The organism is Rhodopseudomonas sp. BR0M22 (genome assembly GCF_010907035.1).
Lineage (GTDB): Bacteria > Pseudomonadota > Alphaproteobacteria > Rhizobiales > Xanthobacteraceae > Rhodopseudomonas.
In genome coordinates this window covers 1-20,121 of sequence record NZ_QUMK01000056.1, presented here as the reverse complement: position 1 = coordinate 20,121, position 20,121 = coordinate 1, and the positions used below count along the sequence as shown (strand labels likewise).

Here is a 20,121-nt window from a genome sequence, read left to right as displayed (position 1 = left end):
GTGGTTTGATCGTTTGTCGTCAGCTCGCTTTTTGCGAGGTTGCAAGCACCGGCCGGGCGAGGAACAGCCCTCCCACGACCAGCAGAACTTCGAGCGTCGAGACCACCGCCAGCACCGGATTGAGCCGGTAGTTGATGTCGCCCCACAGCATCAGCGGCAGCGTCTTGAGCTGGGCGCTCGACAGGAACAGCGTGAGCACCAGTTCGTCGAACGAATGCAGAAAGGCGAAGAACGTCGCCGCCGCGAGACCCGGCGCGATTGCCGGCAGCGTCACCAGCCGCAGCACGGTCAGCGATGAGGCTCCGTGCACCGCGGCGGCCTGTTCGAGCCGCTTGTCGACGCCCTGCAGCGCAGCCGCCAGGATCACCACCACGATCGGCAGGCCGCCGATCGCATGGGCCGCTGCGAGGCCGAACACCGAGCCGATCAGATCGAACTTCAGGAACAGCGTGTACAGCGACAGGCCGAGCACCACCGGCGGCACGATGATCGGGCTGACCAGCAGCAGCATGATGGCGGACTTGCCGCGGACATCGCCGCGGACGATGCCGAGCGCCGCGCAGGTGCCGAGACCGACCGCGATGATGGCCGAGACCGAGGCGATCATCGCGGAAGTCCAGAACGCCCGCATCCAGTTGGTGTCGGAGAAGAACTGCTCGTACCAGCGCAGCGAGAAGCCGGGCGGCGGGAAGGTCAGATAGCTGGCGCTGCTGAACGAGATCACCATCACCACGATAATCGGGAGGATCAGCACGGCGACGACGAGGCCGCCCATCAGTCGCACCGTCCAGGTGCCGAAACTGGCCGGCAGCATGCCGACCAGCCGCAGCAGCGGCCAGCCGATCGTGTCGGCAAGGCTGCTGCCGATCGAGCGGCGCGTCGGATCATCGGCAGCCGCGCGCGTCGTGCTCGCCGCATTCGACTCGGTCAACTTGCGGCCGCCCCAGATGAATTCGAGACCGAGGAAGCGTCCGGCGATTGCCACCACCGCCAGGGTGATCAGCAGCAGCACCACGCCGAGCGCCTGCAGGAAGCCTTCGGACGTCACCGAATCCGCCTGCTGGGTGATGTGCATGGCGAACATCTGATCGCCCGGCCCGCCGAGCAGGGTGGGGGTGATGAAGAAGCCGATCGCCGCGACGAACACCAGCAGGAAGCCGGCGCCGATGCCGGGCAGCGTCAGCGGCAGCAGCACGCGCCAGAACACCGCGATCGGGCCGGCGCCGGAGGCGAGCGCGGCGCGGGTCAGGCCGGGATCGAGCCGCGACACGCTGGAGTAGATCGTCAGCACCATCAGCGGCAGCAGCACGGCGGTCATGCCGAGCAGCACGGTGCCGCGATGAAACAGCAGTTGCACCGGTTCGCCCAGCACGCCGATCGCCACCAGCAGCTTGTTGATCGGTCCGGTGCGGCCGAGCAGCACCATCCACGCATAGGTGCGGATCAGGATCGCGATGAAGTAGGGCAGTACGATCGCGGTGGCGATCAGCGCACGCGTCAGACCGCGGGTACGATGAATCAGCAGCGCGGTCGGATAGCCGAACAGCAGGCACAGGAACGCCACCGTGACCGAGATCTGCATGGTCCTGACCAGCGATTCCCAGTACAGCGGCACGGCGAACACGCGCTCGAAATAGGTCAGCCAGCTCGGGCCGCTGATGCTGATGCGGATCAGATCGATCAACGGCAGCAGATAGATGAAGCCCAAAAATGCGACCGCGGGCAGCAGCAGCAGCGCCGGGTTCTTCAGCTTCATCGCCAGGCTGGAGGTCGGCTGCCGCCGTGGCTCGTCGGTCAGCGAAAGCGTCGTCATGCCAGCACCCAGCAGTCTTCCGGGCCCCAGCTGACGTGCAGACGATCGCCGATATTCGGCAGCGGCCGCTTGGCGCTGTCGGGGCAGCGCACCAGCAGCGTCTCGCCGCTCTCCATCTGCGCCTCGATCCGCAGGGTCTCGCCGAGGAAGATCGCCGAGGTCACGGTCACCGGCGTCGAGTTCGCGGTGGCTTCGTCCGCAATCGCGATCCGCTCGGGCCGCACCAGCACGGTGACGCGGCCGACGTCGATGGCGTCGCGGCTTTCGGCGTCGAACACGTAGCCGGACCGGTTCTTGAGCGTCACCGTGGTGCCGCGCTTCTGCATGATCTCGGCTTCGATCAGATTGCTCTCGCCGACGAACGAGGCCACGAAGCGATTGGCGGGATGACGATAGATGTCGAGCGGCCGGCCGATCTGCACGATCTTGCCGGCATCGAGCACAGCAATGCGGTCGCTCATGGTCAGCGCTTCGCCCTGGTCGTGCGTGACGAACAGGATGGTGCTGCCGATGGTCTGATGCAGGTCGCGGATTTCGATCTGGATCGACTCGCGCAGGCGGCGGTCGAGCGCGCTGAGCGGTTCGTCCATCAGCACCACCTTGGGCCGCATCACGATGGCGCGGGCGATCGCGACGCGCTGCTGCTGGCCGCCGGACATTTCCGACGGCGCCTTGTCGGCGTGCGCCGACAGCCGCATGATTTCCAGCGTCTCGGCGACGCGCCGCGCGGTGGTGGCGCGATCGACGCCGGCCATCCGCATCGGGAACGCGACGTTCTGCGTCACCGTCATGTTGGGGAACAGCGCGTAGCTCTGAAACACCATGCCGAAGCCGCGCTTGTGCGTGGGCACGTTGTGCACCGGCTTGCCGTCGACCAGAATTTCGCCGCCGTCGAGCGTCTGGAACCCGGCGAGCAGGTTGAGCAGCGTGGTCTTGCCGCTGCCGGAGGGGCCGAGCAGCGTGATGAATTCACCGGGCTCGATATCGAGGCTGATGCGGTCGACCGCGTGAAACTGGCCGTAGCGCTTCTCGGCTTCGCGCACCGCGATGCTGGAGCCGATCACCTGCCGCGCCTGCGCTGCCTGCGATGCTGCACCTCGCGCGCCGAGATTCCCTGCGCGCAGAGCCACTGGCTCGGCCATCGTTCCCTCCCTGATCAGTTCCGACTTCGTCGTTCTATATTATGAAACGCTATTCCAATTATTCTTGGCGGCCGTCTCCGCGTTGTCAAGTCGGGGACCGCGTGCTGTGACGCGGTGGTGCGAGCCGGCGGCCGCATCCCGCAGCGCGGCGGCACGATCGGCATTGACAGAGGCTTGGCAGCGCGACTAATTTTATTTGGAAAGACGTTCTACAATATAGAACAACAAATCGGGAGGTGGATCGTGGCGAGCGATCTTCGCGGACTGGCGAAGTATGTGGAGCCGGGAATCCGGCTGGGGCTGCCGGTCGATTATGCCGGCGTCTCGATGGCGATGACCCGCCCGATCATCGAACGCAACACCGGCAATCTCCATCTCATCTGCGTGCCGACCGGCGGCCTTCAGGTCGATCAGCTGATCGGCTCCGGTCTGGTCCGCACCGTCGAGACCAGCGCGGTGACGCTCGGCGAGGCCGGCGGCGCGCCGCGGTTCAACGCCGCCGTCAAGGACGGCTCGATCAAGCTGATGGACGCGACCTGCCCGGCGATCCACGCCGGCCTGATGGCGGCGCAGAAGGGCAGTCCGTTCATGCCGATGCGCGGCCTGATCGGCAGCGACATCCTGCGGCATCGCAAGGACTGGCGCGTGATCGACAATCCGCTGGCGGACGGCGGCGACCCGGTGGTGCTGATCCCCGCGATCAAGCCGGACGTGACGATCTTCCATGCCCCGATGGCCGACCGCTTCGGCAACGTCTGGGTCGGCCGCCGCCGCGAGCTCGCCGCGATGGCCTATGCGTCGGCGATCACCCTGGTGACCGTCGAGCGGATCGTTGACGAGAGCCTGCTCGCCAACGAGATCACCGCGGCCGGCGTGCTGCCGGCGATCTACGTCACCGAGGTCGCGCTGGCGCCGAAGGGCGCCCGGCCCTACGGGCTGTGGGGCGAATATCCGGCCGACACCCAGGAACTGGTTCGCTACGCCCGCGCGGCGCGCACCGCCGAAGGTTTTGCCGACTACATGGCGACGACGCAGATGGAGCCCGCCTGATGACCGACATTCATCCGCGCGAGATCCTGATCTGCACCATCGCCAAGCTGCTCGACGGCGTTCGTCATGTTGCGGTCGGCGCCTCCTCGCCGATCCCGGCCTCGGGCGCGATGCTGCTGCGGGCGCTGAAACAGCAGGCCGGCGAGACCGGGCCACGGATCTCGATCCTCGGTTCGGTCGAGCACAACTTCTTCACCAACGGTTCGGCCGAATTGTTCGACTGCGCCGGCCAGGGCCGCATCGATGCGTTCTTCCTCGGCGGCGGCCAGATCGACGGCCAGGGCAACATCAACCTGGTCGGGGCCGGCGAGTATCCCCAGTCGCAGGTGCGCTGGCCGGGCTCGTTCGGGTCGGCCTATCTGTACTACGTGGTGCCGCGGGTGATCCTGTTCCGCGAGGAGCACACCCCGCGCGCAATGGTCGAGAAGGTCGACTTCATCAGTGCGCCCGGCCTCAGCGACGAGGGCGTGTATCGGCCCGGCGGGCCGATCGCGCTGCTCACCAGCAAGGCGCTGTTCCGCTTCGACAAGGACCGCCGCGGCTTCGACCTGCAGAGCGTTCATCCCGGCTATGATCTTGCCGCCATCAAGGAGGCGACCGGCTTCAAGTTCGCCCACGATGAGACGCCGGCGCAGACCGCGCTGCCGGATCCCCAGGTCCTGAAGCTGCTGCGCGAGCGCGTCTACGACGAGGTCGCAGAGACCTATCCGGACTTCGCCGCCCAGATGCGGCGCGAGATCGCTCAGCCGCTGTCCCATGCGTCCTGAGCCGATCGGCGAGCAATCCCACGGAGACGGCGTGTGAGTGAGATCGAGCGAATCCCGCATTGCAGCCACTGGGGCGCCTATACGCTGCTGGTGCAGGACGGGAGCATCGTCGGCGTCGAACCGTTCGCGCACGATCCGGCGCCGTCGCCGATCATTCATTCGGTGCCGGAATGGGCCAATCCGAAGCGGCGGGTGCTGCGTCCGATGGTGCGTGCCGGCTGGCTTGACAAGCGTGAGCACAGCGACCGGCGCAAGCGCGGCGCCGAGAAGTTCGTACCAGTCAGTTGGGACGAAGCCACCACGCTGGTGGCGGATGAAATCCGCCGCGTCTCGACGACTTACGGCAACGCCTCGATTTTCGCCGGCTCCTATGGCTGGACCAATTCGGGCCGGTTGCATCACGCCTCGTCGCTCTTGAAGCGGATGCTCAATCTGGTGGGCGGCTTCACCCGCCACGTCGATACCTATTCGATCGCCGCAGGCCCGGTGATCCTGCGCCATACGCTCGGCAGCTCGGATGCCTGCGACGGCCGTGCCAACACGCTCGACACCATCGCCGACCACACCGAGACGCTGGTGGTGTTCGGCGCTCTGTCGCCGCGCACCGCACAGACCGAAGCCGGCGGCATCGGGGTGCACCGGGTCGAGTCGTATTTGCGCAAGATCGTCGATCGCGGCATCCGCATCGTGCACGTCTCGCCGCTGAAGGATGATATGCCGGAGTGGGTCGGCGCCGAGTGGTGGCCGATCCGTCCGAACACCGATGCGGCGCTGATGCTCGGCCTCGCCGGCGAGATCGTGCTGGCGGACCGCCACGCCCGCGCGTTTTTGGATCGCTGCACCAGCGGTGCCGAACAACTGCTGGCCTATCTCGACGGCTCGGCCGACGGCGTCCGCAAGGACGCGGCCTGGGCGGCGGAGATCTGCGGTCTTGATGCCGAGGCCATCCGCAAGCTGGCGCGGCGGCTGGTCGAGACCCGCAGCATGCTCACCGCGAGCTGGAGCCTGCAGCGCGCCCATCACGGCGAACAGCCGTTCTGGGCGGCGATCGGGCTCGCCTCGATCATCGGCCAGATCGGTCTGCCGGGCGGCGGCGTCGGCTTCGGCTACGGGTCGCTCGGCGGCGTCGGTTCGCCGTTCAACATCGGCAAGTCGCCGGCGATCTCGCAACTGACGCGACCGATCGACAGCTTCATCCCGGTGGCGCGGATCAGCGACATGCTGCTCAATCCGGGCGGCACCTTCACCTACGAAGGCAAGACGCAGACCTATCCGGATACGCGGCTGGTGTATTGGGCCGGCGGCAATCCGTATCACCACCATCAGGATCTCAACCGGCTCGCCGAAGCGTGGACGCGGCCGGAAACCATCATCGTGCAGGATCCGATGTTCACCGCGACCGCGCAGCGCGCCGATATCGTGCTGCCGGCGACGACGTCGATCGAACGTAACGACATCGCCGGCAATCGCCGCTCCGATTTCGTCATCGCGATGAAGCGGGCGATCGCGCCGGTCGGCGAGTCGCTGCCGGATTTCGAGATCTTCGATCGCATCGCCGGCAAGCTCGGCGTCGCCGACAGCTTCAACGAAGGCCGCGACGAGATCGGCTGGGTGCGGCATCTCTACGAAGAGGTGCGGCAGGACGCGGTCGGACGCCACGGATTCGAGATGCCCGACTTCGACAGCTTCTGGGAGCGCGGCTACGCCCGCTGCCCGGTGCGCGCCGAGCACACCTTCCTGGCCGAGTTCCGCGCCAACCCCGCGGCTCACCCGCTCGCCACCGAGAGCGGCAAGATCGTGCTCGGCAGCCGCACGCTGGCCCAGCTCGGCTATGCCGATTGCCCGCCGCACCCGGCGTGGCTGGAGCCGGCCGAGTGGCTCGGCAAGGGCGAAGCTCCGGACCTGCATCTGATCTCGCATCAGCCGGTCGGCCGGCTGCACAGCCAGATCGAAACCGGCGTCGCCAGCGTGGCGGCCAAGCGCAACGGCCGCGAACAGGCCAAGCTCAATCCGCAGGACGCGGCGGCGCGGGGCATCGAGGACGGCCAGACCATCCGGATCTGGAACGCCCGCGGCGCCTGTCTGGCGACCGCGACCGTCACCGACGCGGTCCGCCCCGGCGTACTTGTGCTGCCGACCGGCGCCTGGTTCACCCCGCGCGACGAGAACGGCCTCGAAGTCGCCGGCAATCCCAACGTGCTGACGCTCGACATCGGCACATCGCAATTCGGCCAGGGCTGCTCGGCACATACCTGCCTGGTCCGTGCCGAGCCGCACATCGCAGATCAACGCGACGCTTTCGACGAATATCAGGACAAGCTGGTCGCCCTCGCGACCGCCTAAAGAGAGACAGCGCCATGACCAAGCCCGCCATCAGCCGCTTCCCGGTTCCGGAGATCGCCAGCCTGCCGGAGGACATCCGCACACGCATTCTGGCGGTGCAGGAGAAGTCCGGCTTCGTGCCCAACGTGTTTCTCACGCTGGCGCATCGCCCCGACGAATTCCGCGCCTTCTTCGCTTATCACGACGCGCTGATGGACAAGCCGGGCCCGATCACCAAGGCCGAGCGCGAGATGATCGTGGTCGCCACCAGCAACGCCAACCAGTGCCAGTATTGCGTGATCGCGCACGGCGCTATCCTGCGCATCCGCGCCAAGAACCCGCTGCTCGCCGACCAGATTGCGGTGAACTATCGGAAAGCCGATATCACCCCGCGGCAGCGCGCGATGCTCGACTTCGCCATGAAGGTCTCGGCTCAGGCCTACGAAGTCGGGGATGCCGACATCGAAACGCTGAAGAGCCACGACTTCAGCGAGGAAGACATCTGGGACATCGCGGCGATCGCGGCGTTCTTCGGCATGTCCAACCGCCTCGCCAACGTCACCAGCATGCGGCCGAACGATGAGTTCTATGCGATGGGACGCTGACGCGCCTCGTTCGTAAATTCCGCGACGATGCGCAGCGGCCGGCAAGAGCCGCAGCGGCCAACCTTTGAGGAAACCCACCCATGACGCTTCCCGGCGCTGCAGACGTTGCGACCCGGCAATCCATCATCGACGCCTGCCGCGAGATGACGGCCCTCGGTATCAACCAGGGCACCTCCGGCAATATCAGCGTCCGCACCGAGGACGGCATCCTGGTGACGCCGTCCGGCGTGCCCTACGAGTTGATGCAGCCCGAAGACATCGTGGCGATGAAGTGGGACGGCTCGTGGACCGCGCCGGAGGGGCGGGTGCCCTCGACCGAGTGGCGCTTCCATCTCGACATTCTGCGCGAGAAGCCGGAAGCCCATGCGGTGGTGCACGCACATCCGATCTTCTGCACCATCATCGCGATCATGAACCGCGCGATTCCGGCGATCCACTACATGATCGCAGCCGGCGGCGGCAACGACATCCCCTGCGCGCCCTACGCGCAGTACGGCACTGCCGAGCTGTCGCAGACCGTGCTGGAAGCGCTGCGCTATCGCCGCGCCTGCCTGATGGCGCATCACGGCCTGATCGCGATCGGCCCGAACCTGCGCCGGGCGCTGTGGCTCGCCGGCACCGTCGAAGTGCTAGCCAAGCAGTATCACGGCTGCCTGCAGATCGGCACGCCGCCGCTGCTCTCCGACGACGAGGTCGACAGCATCCTGAAGCGCTGGGGCCAATACGGCCTGCGCGACAGCGACCGCGCTCCGAAGACCTCCAATTGACAACAACCAAACCTGCGCAAGGCTTGCTCCATGGCCCATCCCCACGACGTCAGCGTCTGCGGCACCTACATCCTCGACATTCTCGGCGTGCCGGTCACCGAAATCCCGGCCGGCGGCGGCCGCGCGCTGATCGATGAAATCCGTCTCACCGTCGCCGGCACGGCGGGCGGCACCGTGGTGCCCTGCGCCCGTCTCGGCCTGAAGGCGCTCGCGGTCGGCGCGGTCGGCACCGACGAGAAGGCCGACTGGGTGCTGGGCGCGATGCAGCGCGAGGGCATCGACATCTCGGTGATGGAGAAGATCGCCGGCGCGCCGACCTCGGCCACCATCCTGCCGATCCGGCCCGATGGCTCGCGGCCGGTGCTGCACGCGCGCGGCGCCTCGGCGCGCTGGAAGATCTCGCCCGAAGCCCAGAAGGTCGCCTGCGGCAGCAAGGTGCTGCATCTCGGCGGCGTCGGCTCGCTACTGGCGATGGATGGCGAACCGACGGTGTCGCTGCTGCGCGACGCCAAGGCGGCCGGCTGCATCACCACGGTCGATCTGATCCAGGCGCGCAGCGAAACCCTGCCGCTGCTCGAGCCGCTGATGCCCTACACCGACTTCTTCATGCCGAGCATCGACGAAACCCACGCGCTGATCGGCAGCGACGATCCGGCGACCTGCGCGCGCTACTTCATCGGCAAGGGCGCCGGCGCCTGCGCGATCTCGCTCGGCGAGCACGGCTCGTTCGTGATGACGCGCGACGGCCGGCAGTTCACCGTGCCGGCGTTCGACATCACCGTGCGCGACACTTCGGGCTGCGGCGATTCCTACACCGGCGGCTTCATCGCCGGCTTGGTCCGCGACTGGGATCTCGAGGACTGCGCCAGGCTGGCGACCGCCACGGCCGCCATCGTCGCCACCGGCCTCGGCTCCGGCGCCAACCTCGTGTCGTTCGAGGAAACGGTGAAGGCGATGAACACGCTGCCGGTGCGCGGCGCCCGCGCCCACTGACCATCAATCCGGATCGGACCGTTTCGAGGACACCTCATGACCAGACATGCCATCGTCACCGGAGCCAGCCGCGGCATCGGCCGCGCCATCGCGCTCGGCCTTGCTCAGCGCGGCTACGACCTCGCCCTCACCGATATTGCGCCGCAGGACAGCGTGCTGCGCGAGACCGTCGAGGAGGTGAAGCAGCTCGGCCGCAAGTGCCTTCCGATCCTCGCCGACGTCAGCAAGATCGAGGATTGCCAGCGCTCGGTGGCGGAGGCAGTCGCTGGGCTCGGTCATGTCGACGTGCTGGTCAACAATGCCGGCATCCTGCGTCTCGCCATGATCGACGAGACTACGCCCGAGCATTGGGATCAGACCTTTGCGGTCAACGTCCGCGGCGTGTTCCAGATGACCCAGGCGGTGGTGGTGCACATGAAGGAGCGGCGCTACGGCCGCATCGTCAACATCGCGTCGCTGGCGGCGCGCACCGGCGGCCCTGGCCAGTCGCACTACGCGGCGTCGAAGTCGGCCGTGGTCGGCTTCACCCGCGTCTCGTCGATGGAGTTCGGCGGCCACGGCATCACCGTCAATGCGGTGTGCCCCGGCATCATCCAGACCGAAATGGGCCGCAACAATTTGCGCGATCCGGAGCGGGTCACGTATTTCGAGAAGATCACCGACCTGCACCGTCTCGGCGAGCCGGAAGACGTCGTCGGCCCGGTCGCCTTCTTCGCCTCCGACGATTCCGCCTTCGTCACCGGCCAGGCGCTGAACGTCGACGGCGGCATTTTCTATAGCTGACGGCTCAACAGACTTGCGCTGCGCGGTCCCCGGGCAGCGTTGAAATGGTGGCCCCGGCAGGGGAACCGCCGGGGCGGCATCTTTCAAACTGCTCTTTCGCACCACGGCGCCAACTATCCGGGATCACTTTCCGTCGTTGTCATCCATCAACACGCCACAAACCTCCGGAGAGTCCCGTGACGCGCCTTCTAACGACGGCGGGTGGGGGTGGGGCCGGGAAGCTGTAATTCGGCGAGTTGTTGTTGCCCCTAACGGCGGCGAAGGTTGACCCTGGCAGCAACTGCCGGCACCTTTGAACCATCTTCGGAAAATGATCTCGTGTGGTCAGCGTTGAATGCCGATGGGGGTCAAAAGTGCGGCGCTTATTCTCACTCCGCATTTTGTTCCAAGTTTCGAGCTGGTATCGTGGCAATGTTGAACGCCGAGAGCAGGCAAAATTCGGAGACGAAGCACACTTAGCGTCCGAACAGCTGCAAGAGGATGTGCACCAGCTTTTGCCAACGGCCCCTCAGCGACGTAGTCGTGCCAGCAAAATCTTCTTCGTGGAATGTCCCGTCGGCCTGCGCTGAAACCTCCCTGCAGGCAAAGAGGCCGCGCGGAAACGGGTGTTCAGCCCAATAATTGTGAACGAGAAGAGGCTCTGCGTTGTTTCGGGTGTACAGTAGGGCACTGGTCGTTCGGTTCTTCTCCGGATTCCATGCGCCGTCTTTATCCAATATGAGCCTGCCTCCTCCTGGGTTGCCCTTAGGGAAGGAAAACTTCAGATCACCGTAGAGTGCGCTCTTGATGATAGTGTCGTCCGGAACGTCCAGGCCTTCATGAAAGATCGCAAGCAGGCAAGGAGCCGTCTTGTACTTAAGACCGTTCTTGAATTGGTCGTTCGCATCGTTGAGCACGTTCCTGATCCGCTCCGGATTGCGGAGTCGCTTGACTGTCCCTGCGGAGGCAGCCGCCATCAGCGTGAATTTTTCAGGATGTTTCTGAGCAACGATGGCCACAAGGAAGCTCTGCGAGGGGGCGACCACTCTGCCAGCGAGGAACGTGTTCTCTGCACCCGTTGAAAACCGCAGCCTCGTTCGCTGCTCATACGGCTCGGCATAGATGCCGTCCGGGCTGCCATACGTTCCGGTCGGCGAGGTGCAGCTATGGAATTCGACGGTGCCGTGCATCTTCGTGGAGATCGCGAACCTAACAAATTCCCGGTAATCAGGATTCAGCGGGACTAACGCGACCACGGTATCCGGCGCGTCGCGGTCGGCTAAGCGCCTCAGCGCCCTTTTAAGGAGATGGACGACAGTTTTTGCGTCACGGTGCGAAAAATTCGGATGAATATGGGCGAAGCCTTGGCCGGTCAGTTCGAGGTTGCCGGTCCGGGCGCTGAGCTCGTTGAAGGCCTCACCAAGACGCCGTGTGTCTTCCAGCCGTTCGAGGTTCTTGACCTCACACCAGAATGGATGCTTGCCTCGGCAGTAGAAGTCCGGCTTGCGTCCCTCGGCAATCCAGCCAGGCTCGGGCTCAAACGGAATACAGGCCTTTCTAAAGAGAGCTTCTGCTTCTGGGTGACTCAAACCTCAGCTCCCGGCAATCATAGCGAGCTTCATGGGCCGTTTCAGGCAGACCTCGGCGGCAACCTGAGCAAACCTCGCCTTCGCGGCGGCGCGATCCGCAGTCTTGAGGGGAATGCTGATGATAGCAGGCGCAGCCGAAAAAGCTCGACTCATCCAGTATGATGTTGATCAGTCAGGGAAATCGCTGGTGCTGCCGGACAGGATTGAACTGTCGACCTCTCCCTTACCAAGGGAGTGCTCTACCACTGAGCTACGGCAGCATCGACCGGGCGGGGAATCGGCCAGTGGGCTCCCGCGCGGCGCGGCCGTTCCTTGCCACAGGGCATCCGCCGGCGCAAGCGCATCGCGCCGGAAGGGCGGGAAAAACCAGCGAAAACGTGCGAATGGGTCGCAGAGGGCGGGGGCAATGGTCCTGGGCCCTCTCAAATCTCCTTCGGTCGCGGGACGAAGGCGCCGGTCCGCTTGATTTGCATCAGGCGCGGGCCAATCCGGCGGCCGATCTCCTCGCCCAGTGCCGACAGCGCGCGGAGCGGGCGCACCAGCACCTCGAATTCGACGATCTCGCCGTGGTCGTTGAAGCGCATCAGGTCGACGCCCTTCAGCTCCCAGCCGTCGATCACGGCGCTGAATTCCAGCGCGACGTCGAGCCGGCTGCCGACATACGTGCGGCGATATTGGAACCGGCGAAACGTCTCCCCCACCGTGGTCAGAACCAGGATGGCTGCGGTCGCGCCGTGGATCGGCGATTGCACCACCGGCGAATGCAGCACAACATCGTCGGCGAGCAGCTCGCGCATCCGCTCCTGATTCCGGCCGACGAAAACCTCGTGCCAAGCAGCGAGGGTTCGCTGCGGGCCAGGGGCCAACGCCGTCGCAACATGGGTCATCGGTCTCTCTCGCGTGGCTTCATGCCGAAACCATTATGTCGGACAAGAGCTTCAAAAGTTCAGCGGAATTCACATGGCCGAGATCGACAATGCACCGCCGCCGCCTCGTTCGCGCCGCGACCAGCGGCTGGCCGAGGCGCTGCGCGCCAATCTGAAGCGACGCAAGGCGCAGGCCCGCGGCCGGGCCGAGCCGGATGCCGCGCGGCCTGCCGCGAACGTGCAAGACATGCCGGATCGCGATGGTCATCATACCGCCGACCGGCGCCACGATCCTGATCGTGGCGGAGACTGACCTCCGGCGACGACCGAACGAGGGAGCAGCATGGCGGATTCGAACTCTGTGGACGACCGGCCGGAGGTGCCGCCCGCCGGCGGCGGCGTTCCCCGCCACGATCAGACCTTCCCGGTGCTGACTGCAGCCGAGATCGACCGCATCCGCCGGTTCGGGGAGCTGCGGCGCTATGCCGACGGCGCGCATCTGTTCGAGACCGGGCAGCCGGGGCCGGGGATGTTCGTGGTGCTGTCCGGCCATGTCGCCATCACCCAGCACGACGGCCTCGGCCATGTCACGCCGGTAGCCGAGCAGGGGCCCGGCCAGTTCCTGGCCGAGATCGGCCAATTGTCCGGCCGCGTCGCGCTGGTCGATGGCATCGCCGAAGGCGAGGTCGAATGCCTTCTGATTCGTCCCGACCGGCTGCGCGGCCTGCTGGTCGCCGAAGCCGATCTCGGTGAGCGGATCATGCGGGCGCTGATCCTGCGCCGGGTCAATCTGATCCAGGGCGGCAGCGGCGGCCCGGTGCTGATCGGCTCGGCGTTCGCCTCCGATGCGGTGCGGCTGATGGGCTTTCTCACCCGCAACGGCTGGCCGCACCATCTGCTCGATCCGGCGACCGATCACGACGCCGCCGAGCTGGTGGCGCGCTATTCGCCGGCCCCGCGCGAGCTGCCGCTGGTGGTGACGCCGGACGGCACCGTGCTGCGCAACCCGAGCGAGCGGGAACTGGCGCGGGCGATGCAGATGAACGGCCACATCGATCGTTCCAAGCTCTACGACGTCGCGATCGTCGGCTCCGGCCCCGCGGGGCTGGCGACGGCCGTCTATGCCGCGTCCGAAGGGCTGACGGTGGCGGTGTGCGATCAGCGCGCGTTCGGCGGCCAGGCCGGGGCCAGCGCCAGGATCGAGAACTATCTCGGCTTTCCGACCGGCATCTCCGGCATGGCGCTGACCGCGCGCGCCTACAATCAGGCGCAGAAGTTCGGCGCTGACATCCTCATCCCGACCGAGGTGAAGGCGCTGGCCTGCGGCTGCGACGACGGCCCGTTCAAGCTGACGCTCGACGACGGCGGCGAGCTGCGCGCCCGCGCCATCGTGGTCGCCAGCGGCGCCCGCTATCGCCGGCCGCAGATTGACCGGCTCGCCGAGTTCGAGGGCCGCGGCGTGTATTATTGGGCTTCCCCGATCGAAGCGCGGTTGTGCAAGGAGCAGGACGTGATTTTGGTCGGCGGCGGCAATTCGGCCGGGCAGGCCGCGGTGTTCCTGTCGGGTCATGCGGCGCGGGTACACATGGTCGTGCGCGGCGGCGGACTTGCCGCCAGCATGTCGCGCTATCTGATCGAGCGGATCGAATCGACGCCGAACATCGAACTGGTGTTCAACACCGAGATCGCCGCGCTGGATGGTTCACCCGACGCCGGTCTGCAGCAGGTGACGCTGCGCAGCCGGCTGTCCGGCGAGGACCGGAGCATGACGGTCGGCAATCTGTTTCTGTTCGTCGGCGCCGATCCGGCCACCGGCTGGCTCGACGGCTGCGGGGTCATGCTGGATCGTGCCGGCTTCGTCGTCACCGGCGCCCCCTCGGCCGATGATGCCCCGCGCCCGGCACAGGCGCTGGAGACCTCGGTACCCGGCGTGTTCGCGGTCGGCGATGTCCGCTCCGGCTCGGTCAAACGCGTCGGCGGCGCGATCGGCGAGGGCGCCCAGGTGGTGGCGGCACTGCACAGCTATTTGGCGGGCTGAGGCTCTGCGCAAAAAAAGAGCCCCGGCCGAAGCCAGGGCTCTCTCGTCCGATCGGTCGTTCCTCAGCGGCCGACGCTGCCGCTCGGCGCACCGGTGGGGTTGGCGCTGCCGCCCGTTCCGACATCGCCCTGGTTCGCGGACGGGGCCGGATGGGTGGGGCTGTTCATGTGCTTGCCGCCCATGCCGGTGGTGGTGCCGGGCGCCATCTTGTTGCCGGGGGCCATTGTGCCGGTGTGCGGCGCGCCGTTGCCGACCTTCTTGGAGCCCATCGCATTGCCGTGCGAATCGGTCTGGCTCTGCGCAGAGGCGGCCATCGTGGTGGCCAGCAACGCGGCGGCAGCAAGTCCGGTCAGTCGGGTTGCGCGAGATGTCATGGATCCTCCATCGGGTGAATGGTGCGATCGCACCGATGTTGCCCCAACGGATGTCGGCCGCGCCCGTTCCGGAATGGCGCGCCGCAGGCCGATAACTTCCGCTGAGCTCCGGTAGCAAATCGTGATCGGTGTCGTTCGGGCCCCCACGCTGCATGAGTCCCGTGGCAATACGAACCATGTGCGCGAGCGGAACGACCAACCGGACGGCGGGTTGTCGCAACGGATCAAGGAGGAACCAGCAATGCGATCGATGTTGAACAGCTTCGCGACGCCGCGGATCGCCGCGATGGCGCTCGCTTCGGCGGTGGCTGCGGCCGGGCTGCTCGCAGCCGGGTCGGCCGAGGCGCGGGTGTCTTCTTATTGCCTGACCTCGCCGGGCTACGGCTATCCGGGCGATTGCAGCTATGCGTCGTACCGGCAGTGCCGTGTCGGGGCCTCGGGCCGGCAGGCCGACTGCATCGTCAATCCGCGCGCGGCGTTTCGCGAGCCGCGGCATCGCGACTATCGCACCTACGGCCAGGGTTGGTAGCCTAAAGTGATCGCGGGCGGCGGTCGCGCCGCCTGCAGCCGCCCGCGTTGCCGCCGTAGCCCTTGAAATCGCCTCAAATTCCACGCTTTTGCCATGGACGGCGCTCCTGCCGTATAATTCCACAGCAAATCAGCGGGAATCGGCATGGATCGCATCAGGATTATCGGCGGCAACGAGCTGCGGGGCACCATCCCGATTTCGGGGGCCAAGAACGCGGCGCTGCCTTTGATGATCGCGGCTCTGCTCACCGACGAAACCCTGATCCTCGACAACGTGCCGCGGCTCGCCGACGTCGCGCTGCTGCAGCGGATTCTCGGCAATCACGGCGTCGACATCATGTCCGCCGGCAAGCGGCCGGGTGACCACGAATATCAGGGTCAGACCCTGCACATCTCCGCCAAGACCATCGTCGACACCACCGCGCCGTATGACCTGGTGTCGAAGATGCGCGCCAGCTTCTGGGTGATCGCGCCGCTGATCGCCCGCATGCACGAGGCCACGGTGTCGCTGCCGGGCGGCTGCGCGATCGGCACCCGTCCGGTCGATCTGTTGATCATGGCGCTGGAAAAGCTCGGCGCCGAGATCTCGATCGACGGCGGCTATGTGATCGCCAAGGCTCCGGGCGGGCTGAAGGGGGCGACGATCGAATTCCCCAAGGTCACCGTCAGCGGCACCCACGTCGCGCTGATGGCGGCGACGCTCGCCAAGGGCACCACCATCATCGACAACGCGGCCTGCGAGCCGGAGATCGTCGATGTCGCCGACTGTCTGGTGAAGATGGGGGCCAAGATCAGCGGCGCCGGCACGCCGCGCATCACCATCGAGGGCGTCGCCAGACTGCACGGCGCCCGCCACACCGTGCTGCCGGACCGGATCGAGACCGGCACCTATGCGATGGCGGTGGCGATGGCCGGGGGCGAGGTCCAGCTCTCCGGCGCCCGTCCCGAGCTGCTGCAGGCGGCGCTCGACGTGCTGACCGAGGCCGGCGCGACCATCACGGTCAACAACGACGGTATCAAGGTCGCGCGCAACGGCGCCGGCATCAGTCCGGTCACCGTCACCACCGCGCCGTTCCCGGGCTTCCCGACCGATCTGCAGGCGCAGTTGATGGCGCTGATGACACGCGCCAAGGGCGCCTCGCACATCACCGAGACGATCTTCGAGAACCGCTTCATGCACGTTCAGGAGCTGGCGCGGTTTGGCGCCAAGATCTCGCTGGACGGCGAAACCGCCACCATCGACGGTGTGTCCAAGCTGCGCGGCGCGCCGGTGATGGCGACCGATCTGCGCGCCTCGGTGTCGCTGGTGATCGCGGCGCTCGCCGCCGAAGGCGAGACCATGGTCAACCGCATCTACCATCTCGACCGCGGCTTCGAGCGGCTCGAAGAGAAGCTGTCGGCCTGCGGCGCCAACATCGAGCGCATCAGCGGCTGATGCCGCAAAGGGACCGGCCGTGGGTGATCTCAAGCTGCTTGCCTTCGATCCCGACGATCTTGCGGTGATCTCGGCGCACGTCCAGGACGCCCGGGTCGAAATCGGCGACATCGTCTGGCGCCAGGCCGACAAGCGCCTGGTGATCGGTCTGCACCGGCTGGATTGGGAGCAGACCCTGTCGGGCGAGCCGGTGCCGGGACGGCTGATCGCGGCGCTGCGGTTCGATCGGGTGCTGGCCTGCAAGTCGCGCGCGATCGACATCACCGCCAAGGACGAAGCGCTCGAATTGATCGGCCTCGAATTCTACGCCGCGCCGGAGCCGCCCGGCGGCAGCGTGGTGCTGATGTTCTCCCGCGGCGGCATGCTGCGGCTCGATGTCGAATGTCTGGAATGCGCGCTGACCGATCTCGGCCCCGACCCGATCGGCGATGCCGGTTCGCCGCCGGACGATCTCGGCGGGCTCGGCTGAGCTTGTGACCGATGCCGCATTGGCCGCCGAAACCGCGCGGGTTATGAGGGTTGACGGCGGTAAGTCGCCGCGCCATTGAGCAGAGGCTGTCCTGCCGCAGCCGCCTGCCGGATCAAATCGACATGCCCATTCGTCTCGATAACGCCACCACCGATTTTGCGTCCAAGTTCAAAGCCTTTTTGGCGATGAAGCGGGAGGTCGCGGCGGATATCGAGGCCGCCACCCGTGCCATCGTCGACGACGTCGCGCGCCGCGGCGATGCCGCGCTGCTCGAAGCGACCGAGAAGTTCGACCGCCTGACGCTGGATGCCGCCGGGATGCGGGTCGGCGAGGCCGAGGTCGAGGATGCCGTGAAGGCGTGCGATCCGGAGACCATCGAGGCGCTGAAGCTGGCGCGCGACCGCATCGAGTTCTTCCATCGCCGGCAATTGCCGAAGGACGACCGCTTCACCGATCCGCTCGGCGTCGAGCTGGGTTGGCGCTGGAGTGCGATCGAAGCCGTCGGCCTGTACGTGCCGGGCGGCACTGCGGCGTATCCGTCGTCGGTGCTGATGAATGCGATCCCGGCCAAGGTCGCCGGCGTCGAGCGCGTGGTGATGGTGGTGCCGTCGCCCGGCGGTACGCTCAATCCGCTGGTGCTGGCCGCGGCCAAGCTCGGCGGCGCGACCGAAATCTATCGGATCGGCGGCGCCCAGGCGGTGGCTGCGCTGGCCTACGGCACCGCGACGATTGCGCCGGTCGCCAAGATCGCCGGCCCCGGCAATGCCTACGTGGCCGCCGCCAAGCGCCTGGTGTTCGGCCGCGTCGGCATCGACATGATCGCGGGCCCGTCGGAAGTCGTCGTGGTCGCCGACAAGACTGCCAATCCGGATTGGATTGCGGCCGATCTGCTGGCCCAGGCCGAGCACGACGCCAATGCGCAATCGATTCTGATTACCGATAGCGCGGTGCTGGCCGCCGATGTCGAGCGCGCGGTGGCGGCGCAGCTCACCACGCTGCCGCGGGTCAAGATCGCGCGCGCCTCGTGGGACGAGTTCGGCGCCATCATCAAGGTCGCCAAGCTCGACGATGCGGTCCCGCTCGCCGACGCGATCGCGGCCGAGCATCTCGAGATCATGACGGCCGATCCGGAAGCGTTCGCCGCCAAGGTGCGCAATGCCGGCGCGATCTTCCTCGGCGGCCACACCCCGGAAGCGATCGGCGACTATGTCGGCGGCTCCAACCATGTGCTGCCGACCGCGCGCTCGGCGCGGTTCTCGTCGGGCCTCGGCGTGCTCGACTTCATGAAGCGGACCTCGCTGCTGAAATGCGGCCCCGAGCAGCTCGCCGCGCTCGGGCCGGCCGCGATGGCGCTCGGCAAGGCCGAAGGCCTGGACGCGCATGCGCGATCGGTGGGACTGCGTCTGAATCAGCGATGAGCACTCCGGAACCAGATGATTCCAACAATCGCATCGTCGCGGTGACGCTCGACGAGGAATCGATCGGGCGCTCGGGACCGGACATCGAGCACGAGCGCGCCATCGCGATCTACGATCTGGTCGAGAAGAACCTGTTCGCGCCGGAGGGCGCGGGCGAGGGGCCGTTCACGCTGCATATCGGCATCACCGGCAACCGGCTGATGTTCGACATCCGCCGAGAGGACGGCTCGCCGGTGATCACCCATCTGTTGTCGCTGACGCCGTTCCGCCGCATCGTGAAGGACTACTTCATGATCTGCGACAGTTACTATCAGGCGATCCGCACGGCTACGCCCGACAAGATCGAAGCGATCGACATGGGCCGCCGCGGCATCCACGACGAAGGCTCGCGCACGCTGCAGGAGCGGCTCGCCGGCAAGGTGCGGATCGATTTCGACACCGCGCGGCGGCTGTTCACCCTGATCTCCGTGCTGCACTGGAAGGGCTGACGGTGCCCGGCGCGCGCGGGGCAACCTGGCGTGGGCCGAGCGGCGGATGGCTGCGATGACGCCGTCGTCGCGGACCGGCCTGCCGCACGCGGTGCTGTTTGCCTGCGGCATGAACAGCGTGCGTTCGCCGATGGCGGAAGCGATGCTGCGCGGCATCGCGCCGCGCACCATGTATGTGCGCTCCGCCGGGGTGAAGACCCAGGAGCTCGATCCGTTCGCGGTGGCGGTGATGGCCGAACGCGGCCTCGACATCTCCAAGCACAAGCCGACCACGTTCGAAGAGCTCGATGACTACGAAGGCCTGAACTTCGATCTGATCGTCACGCTGTCGCCGGAGGCGCACCACAAGGCGCTGGAGCTGACCCGCACCCACGCGATCGACGTCGAATACTGGCCGACCTTCGATCCCACCGGCGCCGAAGGCAACCGCGAGCAGAAGCTCGACGCCTACCGCGAAGTCGCCGACTCCCTGATGCACCGCATCCGCAAACGCTTCGGCAGGCACGGCGGCGGAAACGAGTAGCTACGCTGCTCGCTCAGCGATCAGCATCTCTCCGAGCACAGCGGAACCTCTCCCCGCGCGCGGGGAGAGGTCGGATCGTCGCGCAGCGATGATCCGGGTGAGGGGGCGTTTCGGCGAGGCCGAGAGTCGGTGCTTGCATCCGCCCCTCACCCCAGCCCTCTCCCCGCAACAG

Annotated in this window: 20 protein-coding genes and 1 tRNA gene; 15 read left to right on the top strand and 6 right to left on the bottom strand. The window is 66.6% G+C overall.

Annotation, left to right across the window (positions count from 1 at the left end; genetic code table 11):
* Positions 1 to 19: 19 nt before the first annotated feature.
* A complete protein-coding gene (locus DY468_RS17695) occupies positions 20 to 1,813 on the bottom strand; it encodes an ABC transporter permease subunit (protein WP_164606105.1) in 1,794 nt (597 codons plus the stop codon).
* Entirely contained in the window at positions 1,810 to 2,955 is a 1,146-nt protein-coding gene (locus tag DY468_RS17690; RefSeq protein ID WP_164606104.1) for an ABC transporter ATP-binding protein, read from the bottom strand. Before DY468_RS17690 ends, DY468_RS17695 begins: the two co-directional genes overlap by 4 nt.
* Positions 2,956 to 3,198: 243 nt before the next feature.
* On the opposite strand from DY468_RS17690, the gene DY468_RS17685 reads away from it, so the two are divergent.
* The 7 genes from DY468_RS17685 to DY468_RS17655 all read left to right on the top strand — a co-directional run bounded on the left by DY468_RS17685 (position 3,199) and on the right by DY468_RS17655 (position 10,242).
* Complete coding sequence (locus DY468_RS17685) at positions 3,199 to 4,005, top strand: CoA transferase subunit A (protein WP_164606103.1); 807 nt, start codon at positions 3,199 to 3,201, stop codon at positions 4,003 to 4,005.
* A complete protein-coding gene (locus DY468_RS17680) occupies positions 4,005 to 4,772 on the top strand; it encodes a CoA transferase (protein WP_164606102.1) in 768 nt (255 codons plus the stop codon). The genes DY468_RS17685 and DY468_RS17680 overlap by 1 nt, the downstream gene beginning before the upstream one ends.
* A 33-nt stretch (positions 4,773 to 4,805) precedes the next feature.
* Positions 4,806 to 7,115, top strand: coding sequence for a molybdopterin-dependent oxidoreductase (locus DY468_RS24980; RefSeq protein WP_164606101.1), 2,310 nt, complete (start codon positions 4,806 to 4,808; stop codon positions 7,113 to 7,115).
* Positions 7,116 to 7,129: 14 nt separating this feature from the next.
* Positions 7,130 to 7,699: a peroxidase-related enzyme gene (locus DY468_RS17670; protein ID WP_164606100.1), complete on the top strand. Its 570-nt coding sequence runs from the start codon at positions 7,130 to 7,132 to the stop codon at positions 7,697 to 7,699.
* Positions 7,700 to 7,779: 80 nt separating this feature from the next.
* Positions 7,780 to 8,466, top strand: coding sequence for an L-fuculose-phosphate aldolase (locus DY468_RS17665; protein WP_110786455.1), 687 nt, complete (start codon positions 7,780 to 7,782; stop codon positions 8,464 to 8,466).
* A 30-nt stretch (positions 8,467 to 8,496) separates the two neighbouring features.
* On the top strand, positions 8,497 to 9,459 hold the full coding sequence (locus DY468_RS17660) for a sugar kinase (protein ID WP_164606099.1): 963 nt from the start codon (positions 8,497 to 8,499) through the stop codon (positions 9,457 to 9,459).
* 36 nt (positions 9,460 to 9,495) lie between these two features.
* Entirely contained in the window at positions 9,496 to 10,242 is a 747-nt protein-coding gene (locus DY468_RS17655; protein WP_164606098.1) for an SDR family NAD(P)-dependent oxidoreductase, read from the top strand.
* A gap of 455 nt (positions 10,243 to 10,697) precedes the next feature.
* On the opposite strand, the gene DY468_RS17650 is transcribed toward DY468_RS17655, so the two are convergent.
* The 3 genes from DY468_RS17650 to DY468_RS17640 form a co-directional block, all read right to left on the bottom strand.
* On the bottom strand, positions 10,698 to 11,810 hold the full coding sequence (locus tag DY468_RS17650; RefSeq protein ID WP_164606097.1) for a hypothetical protein: 1,113 nt from the start codon (positions 11,808 to 11,810) through the stop codon (positions 10,698 to 10,700).
* 185 nt (positions 11,811 to 11,995) lie between these two features.
* Positions 11,996 to 12,070 (bottom strand) — tRNA-Thr (locus DY468_RS17645).
* Between the two features lie 162 nt (positions 12,071 to 12,232).
* Positions 12,233 to 12,697: a nuclear transport factor 2 family protein gene (locus DY468_RS17640; RefSeq protein WP_164606096.1), complete on the bottom strand. Its 465-nt coding sequence runs from the start codon at positions 12,695 to 12,697 to the stop codon at positions 12,233 to 12,235.
* Between the two features lie 73 nt (positions 12,698 to 12,770).
* On the opposite strand from DY468_RS17640, the gene DY468_RS17635 reads away from it, so the two are divergent.
* Positions 12,771 to 12,989, top strand: a complete 219-nt coding sequence (locus DY468_RS17635) for a hypothetical protein (protein ID WP_164606095.1) — start codon at positions 12,771 to 12,773, stop codon at positions 12,987 to 12,989.
* Positions 12,990 to 13,019: 30 nt separating this feature from the next.
* Entirely contained in the window at positions 13,020 to 14,714 is a 1,695-nt protein-coding gene (locus DY468_RS17630) for an FAD-dependent oxidoreductase (protein WP_164606094.1), read from the top strand.
* A 62-nt stretch (positions 14,715 to 14,776) separates the two neighbouring features.
* Here DY468_RS17630 and DY468_RS17625 read toward each other — a convergent pair whose 3' ends face one another.
* Positions 14,777 to 15,088, bottom strand: coding sequence for a hypothetical protein (locus DY468_RS17625; protein WP_164606093.1), 312 nt, complete (start codon positions 15,086 to 15,088; stop codon positions 14,777 to 14,779).
* Between the two features lie 241 nt (positions 15,089 to 15,329).
* On the opposite strand from DY468_RS17625, the gene DY468_RS17620 reads away from it, so the two are divergent.
* The 6 genes from DY468_RS17620 (at position 15,330) to DY468_RS17595 (ending at position 19,949) form a co-directional block, all read left to right on the top strand.
* On the top strand, positions 15,330 to 15,617 hold the full coding sequence (locus tag DY468_RS17620; protein ID WP_164606092.1) for a DUF3551 domain-containing protein: 288 nt from the start codon (positions 15,330 to 15,332) through the stop codon (positions 15,615 to 15,617).
* A 144-nt stretch (positions 15,618 to 15,761) separates the two neighbouring features.
* Positions 15,762 to 17,051 carry a UDP-N-acetylglucosamine 1-carboxyvinyltransferase gene (gene murA, locus DY468_RS17615; RefSeq protein WP_164606091.1) on the top strand — a complete coding sequence of 430 codons (1,290 nt, stop codon included), beginning with the start codon at positions 15,762 to 15,764 and terminating at the stop codon, positions 17,049 to 17,051.
* Between the two features lie 19 nt (positions 17,052 to 17,070).
* Complete coding sequence (locus tag DY468_RS17610; protein ID WP_164606090.1) at positions 17,071 to 17,520, top strand: DUF2948 family protein; 450 nt, start codon at positions 17,071 to 17,073, stop codon at positions 17,518 to 17,520.
* Positions 17,521 to 17,642: 122 nt separating this feature from the next.
* Positions 17,643 to 18,938, top strand: coding sequence for a histidinol dehydrogenase (hisD, locus tag DY468_RS17605; RefSeq protein ID WP_164606089.1), 1,296 nt, complete (start codon positions 17,643 to 17,645; stop codon positions 18,936 to 18,938).
* The gene (locus DY468_RS17600) at positions 18,935 to 19,426 is read left to right on the top strand and encodes a UPF0262 family protein (protein WP_164606088.1); all 492 of its coding nucleotides are present in this window, start codon (positions 18,935 to 18,937) and stop codon (positions 19,424 to 19,426) included. Before hisD ends, DY468_RS17600 begins: the two co-directional genes overlap by 4 nt.
* A gap of 55 nt (positions 19,427 to 19,481) precedes the next feature.
* Positions 19,482 to 19,949 (top strand): arsenate-mycothiol transferase ArsC, encoded by a 468-nt coding sequence (locus DY468_RS17595; protein WP_164606124.1) that lies wholly within the window; start codon positions 19,482 to 19,484, stop codon positions 19,947 to 19,949.
* Positions 19,950 to 20,121 lie beyond the last annotated feature (172 nt).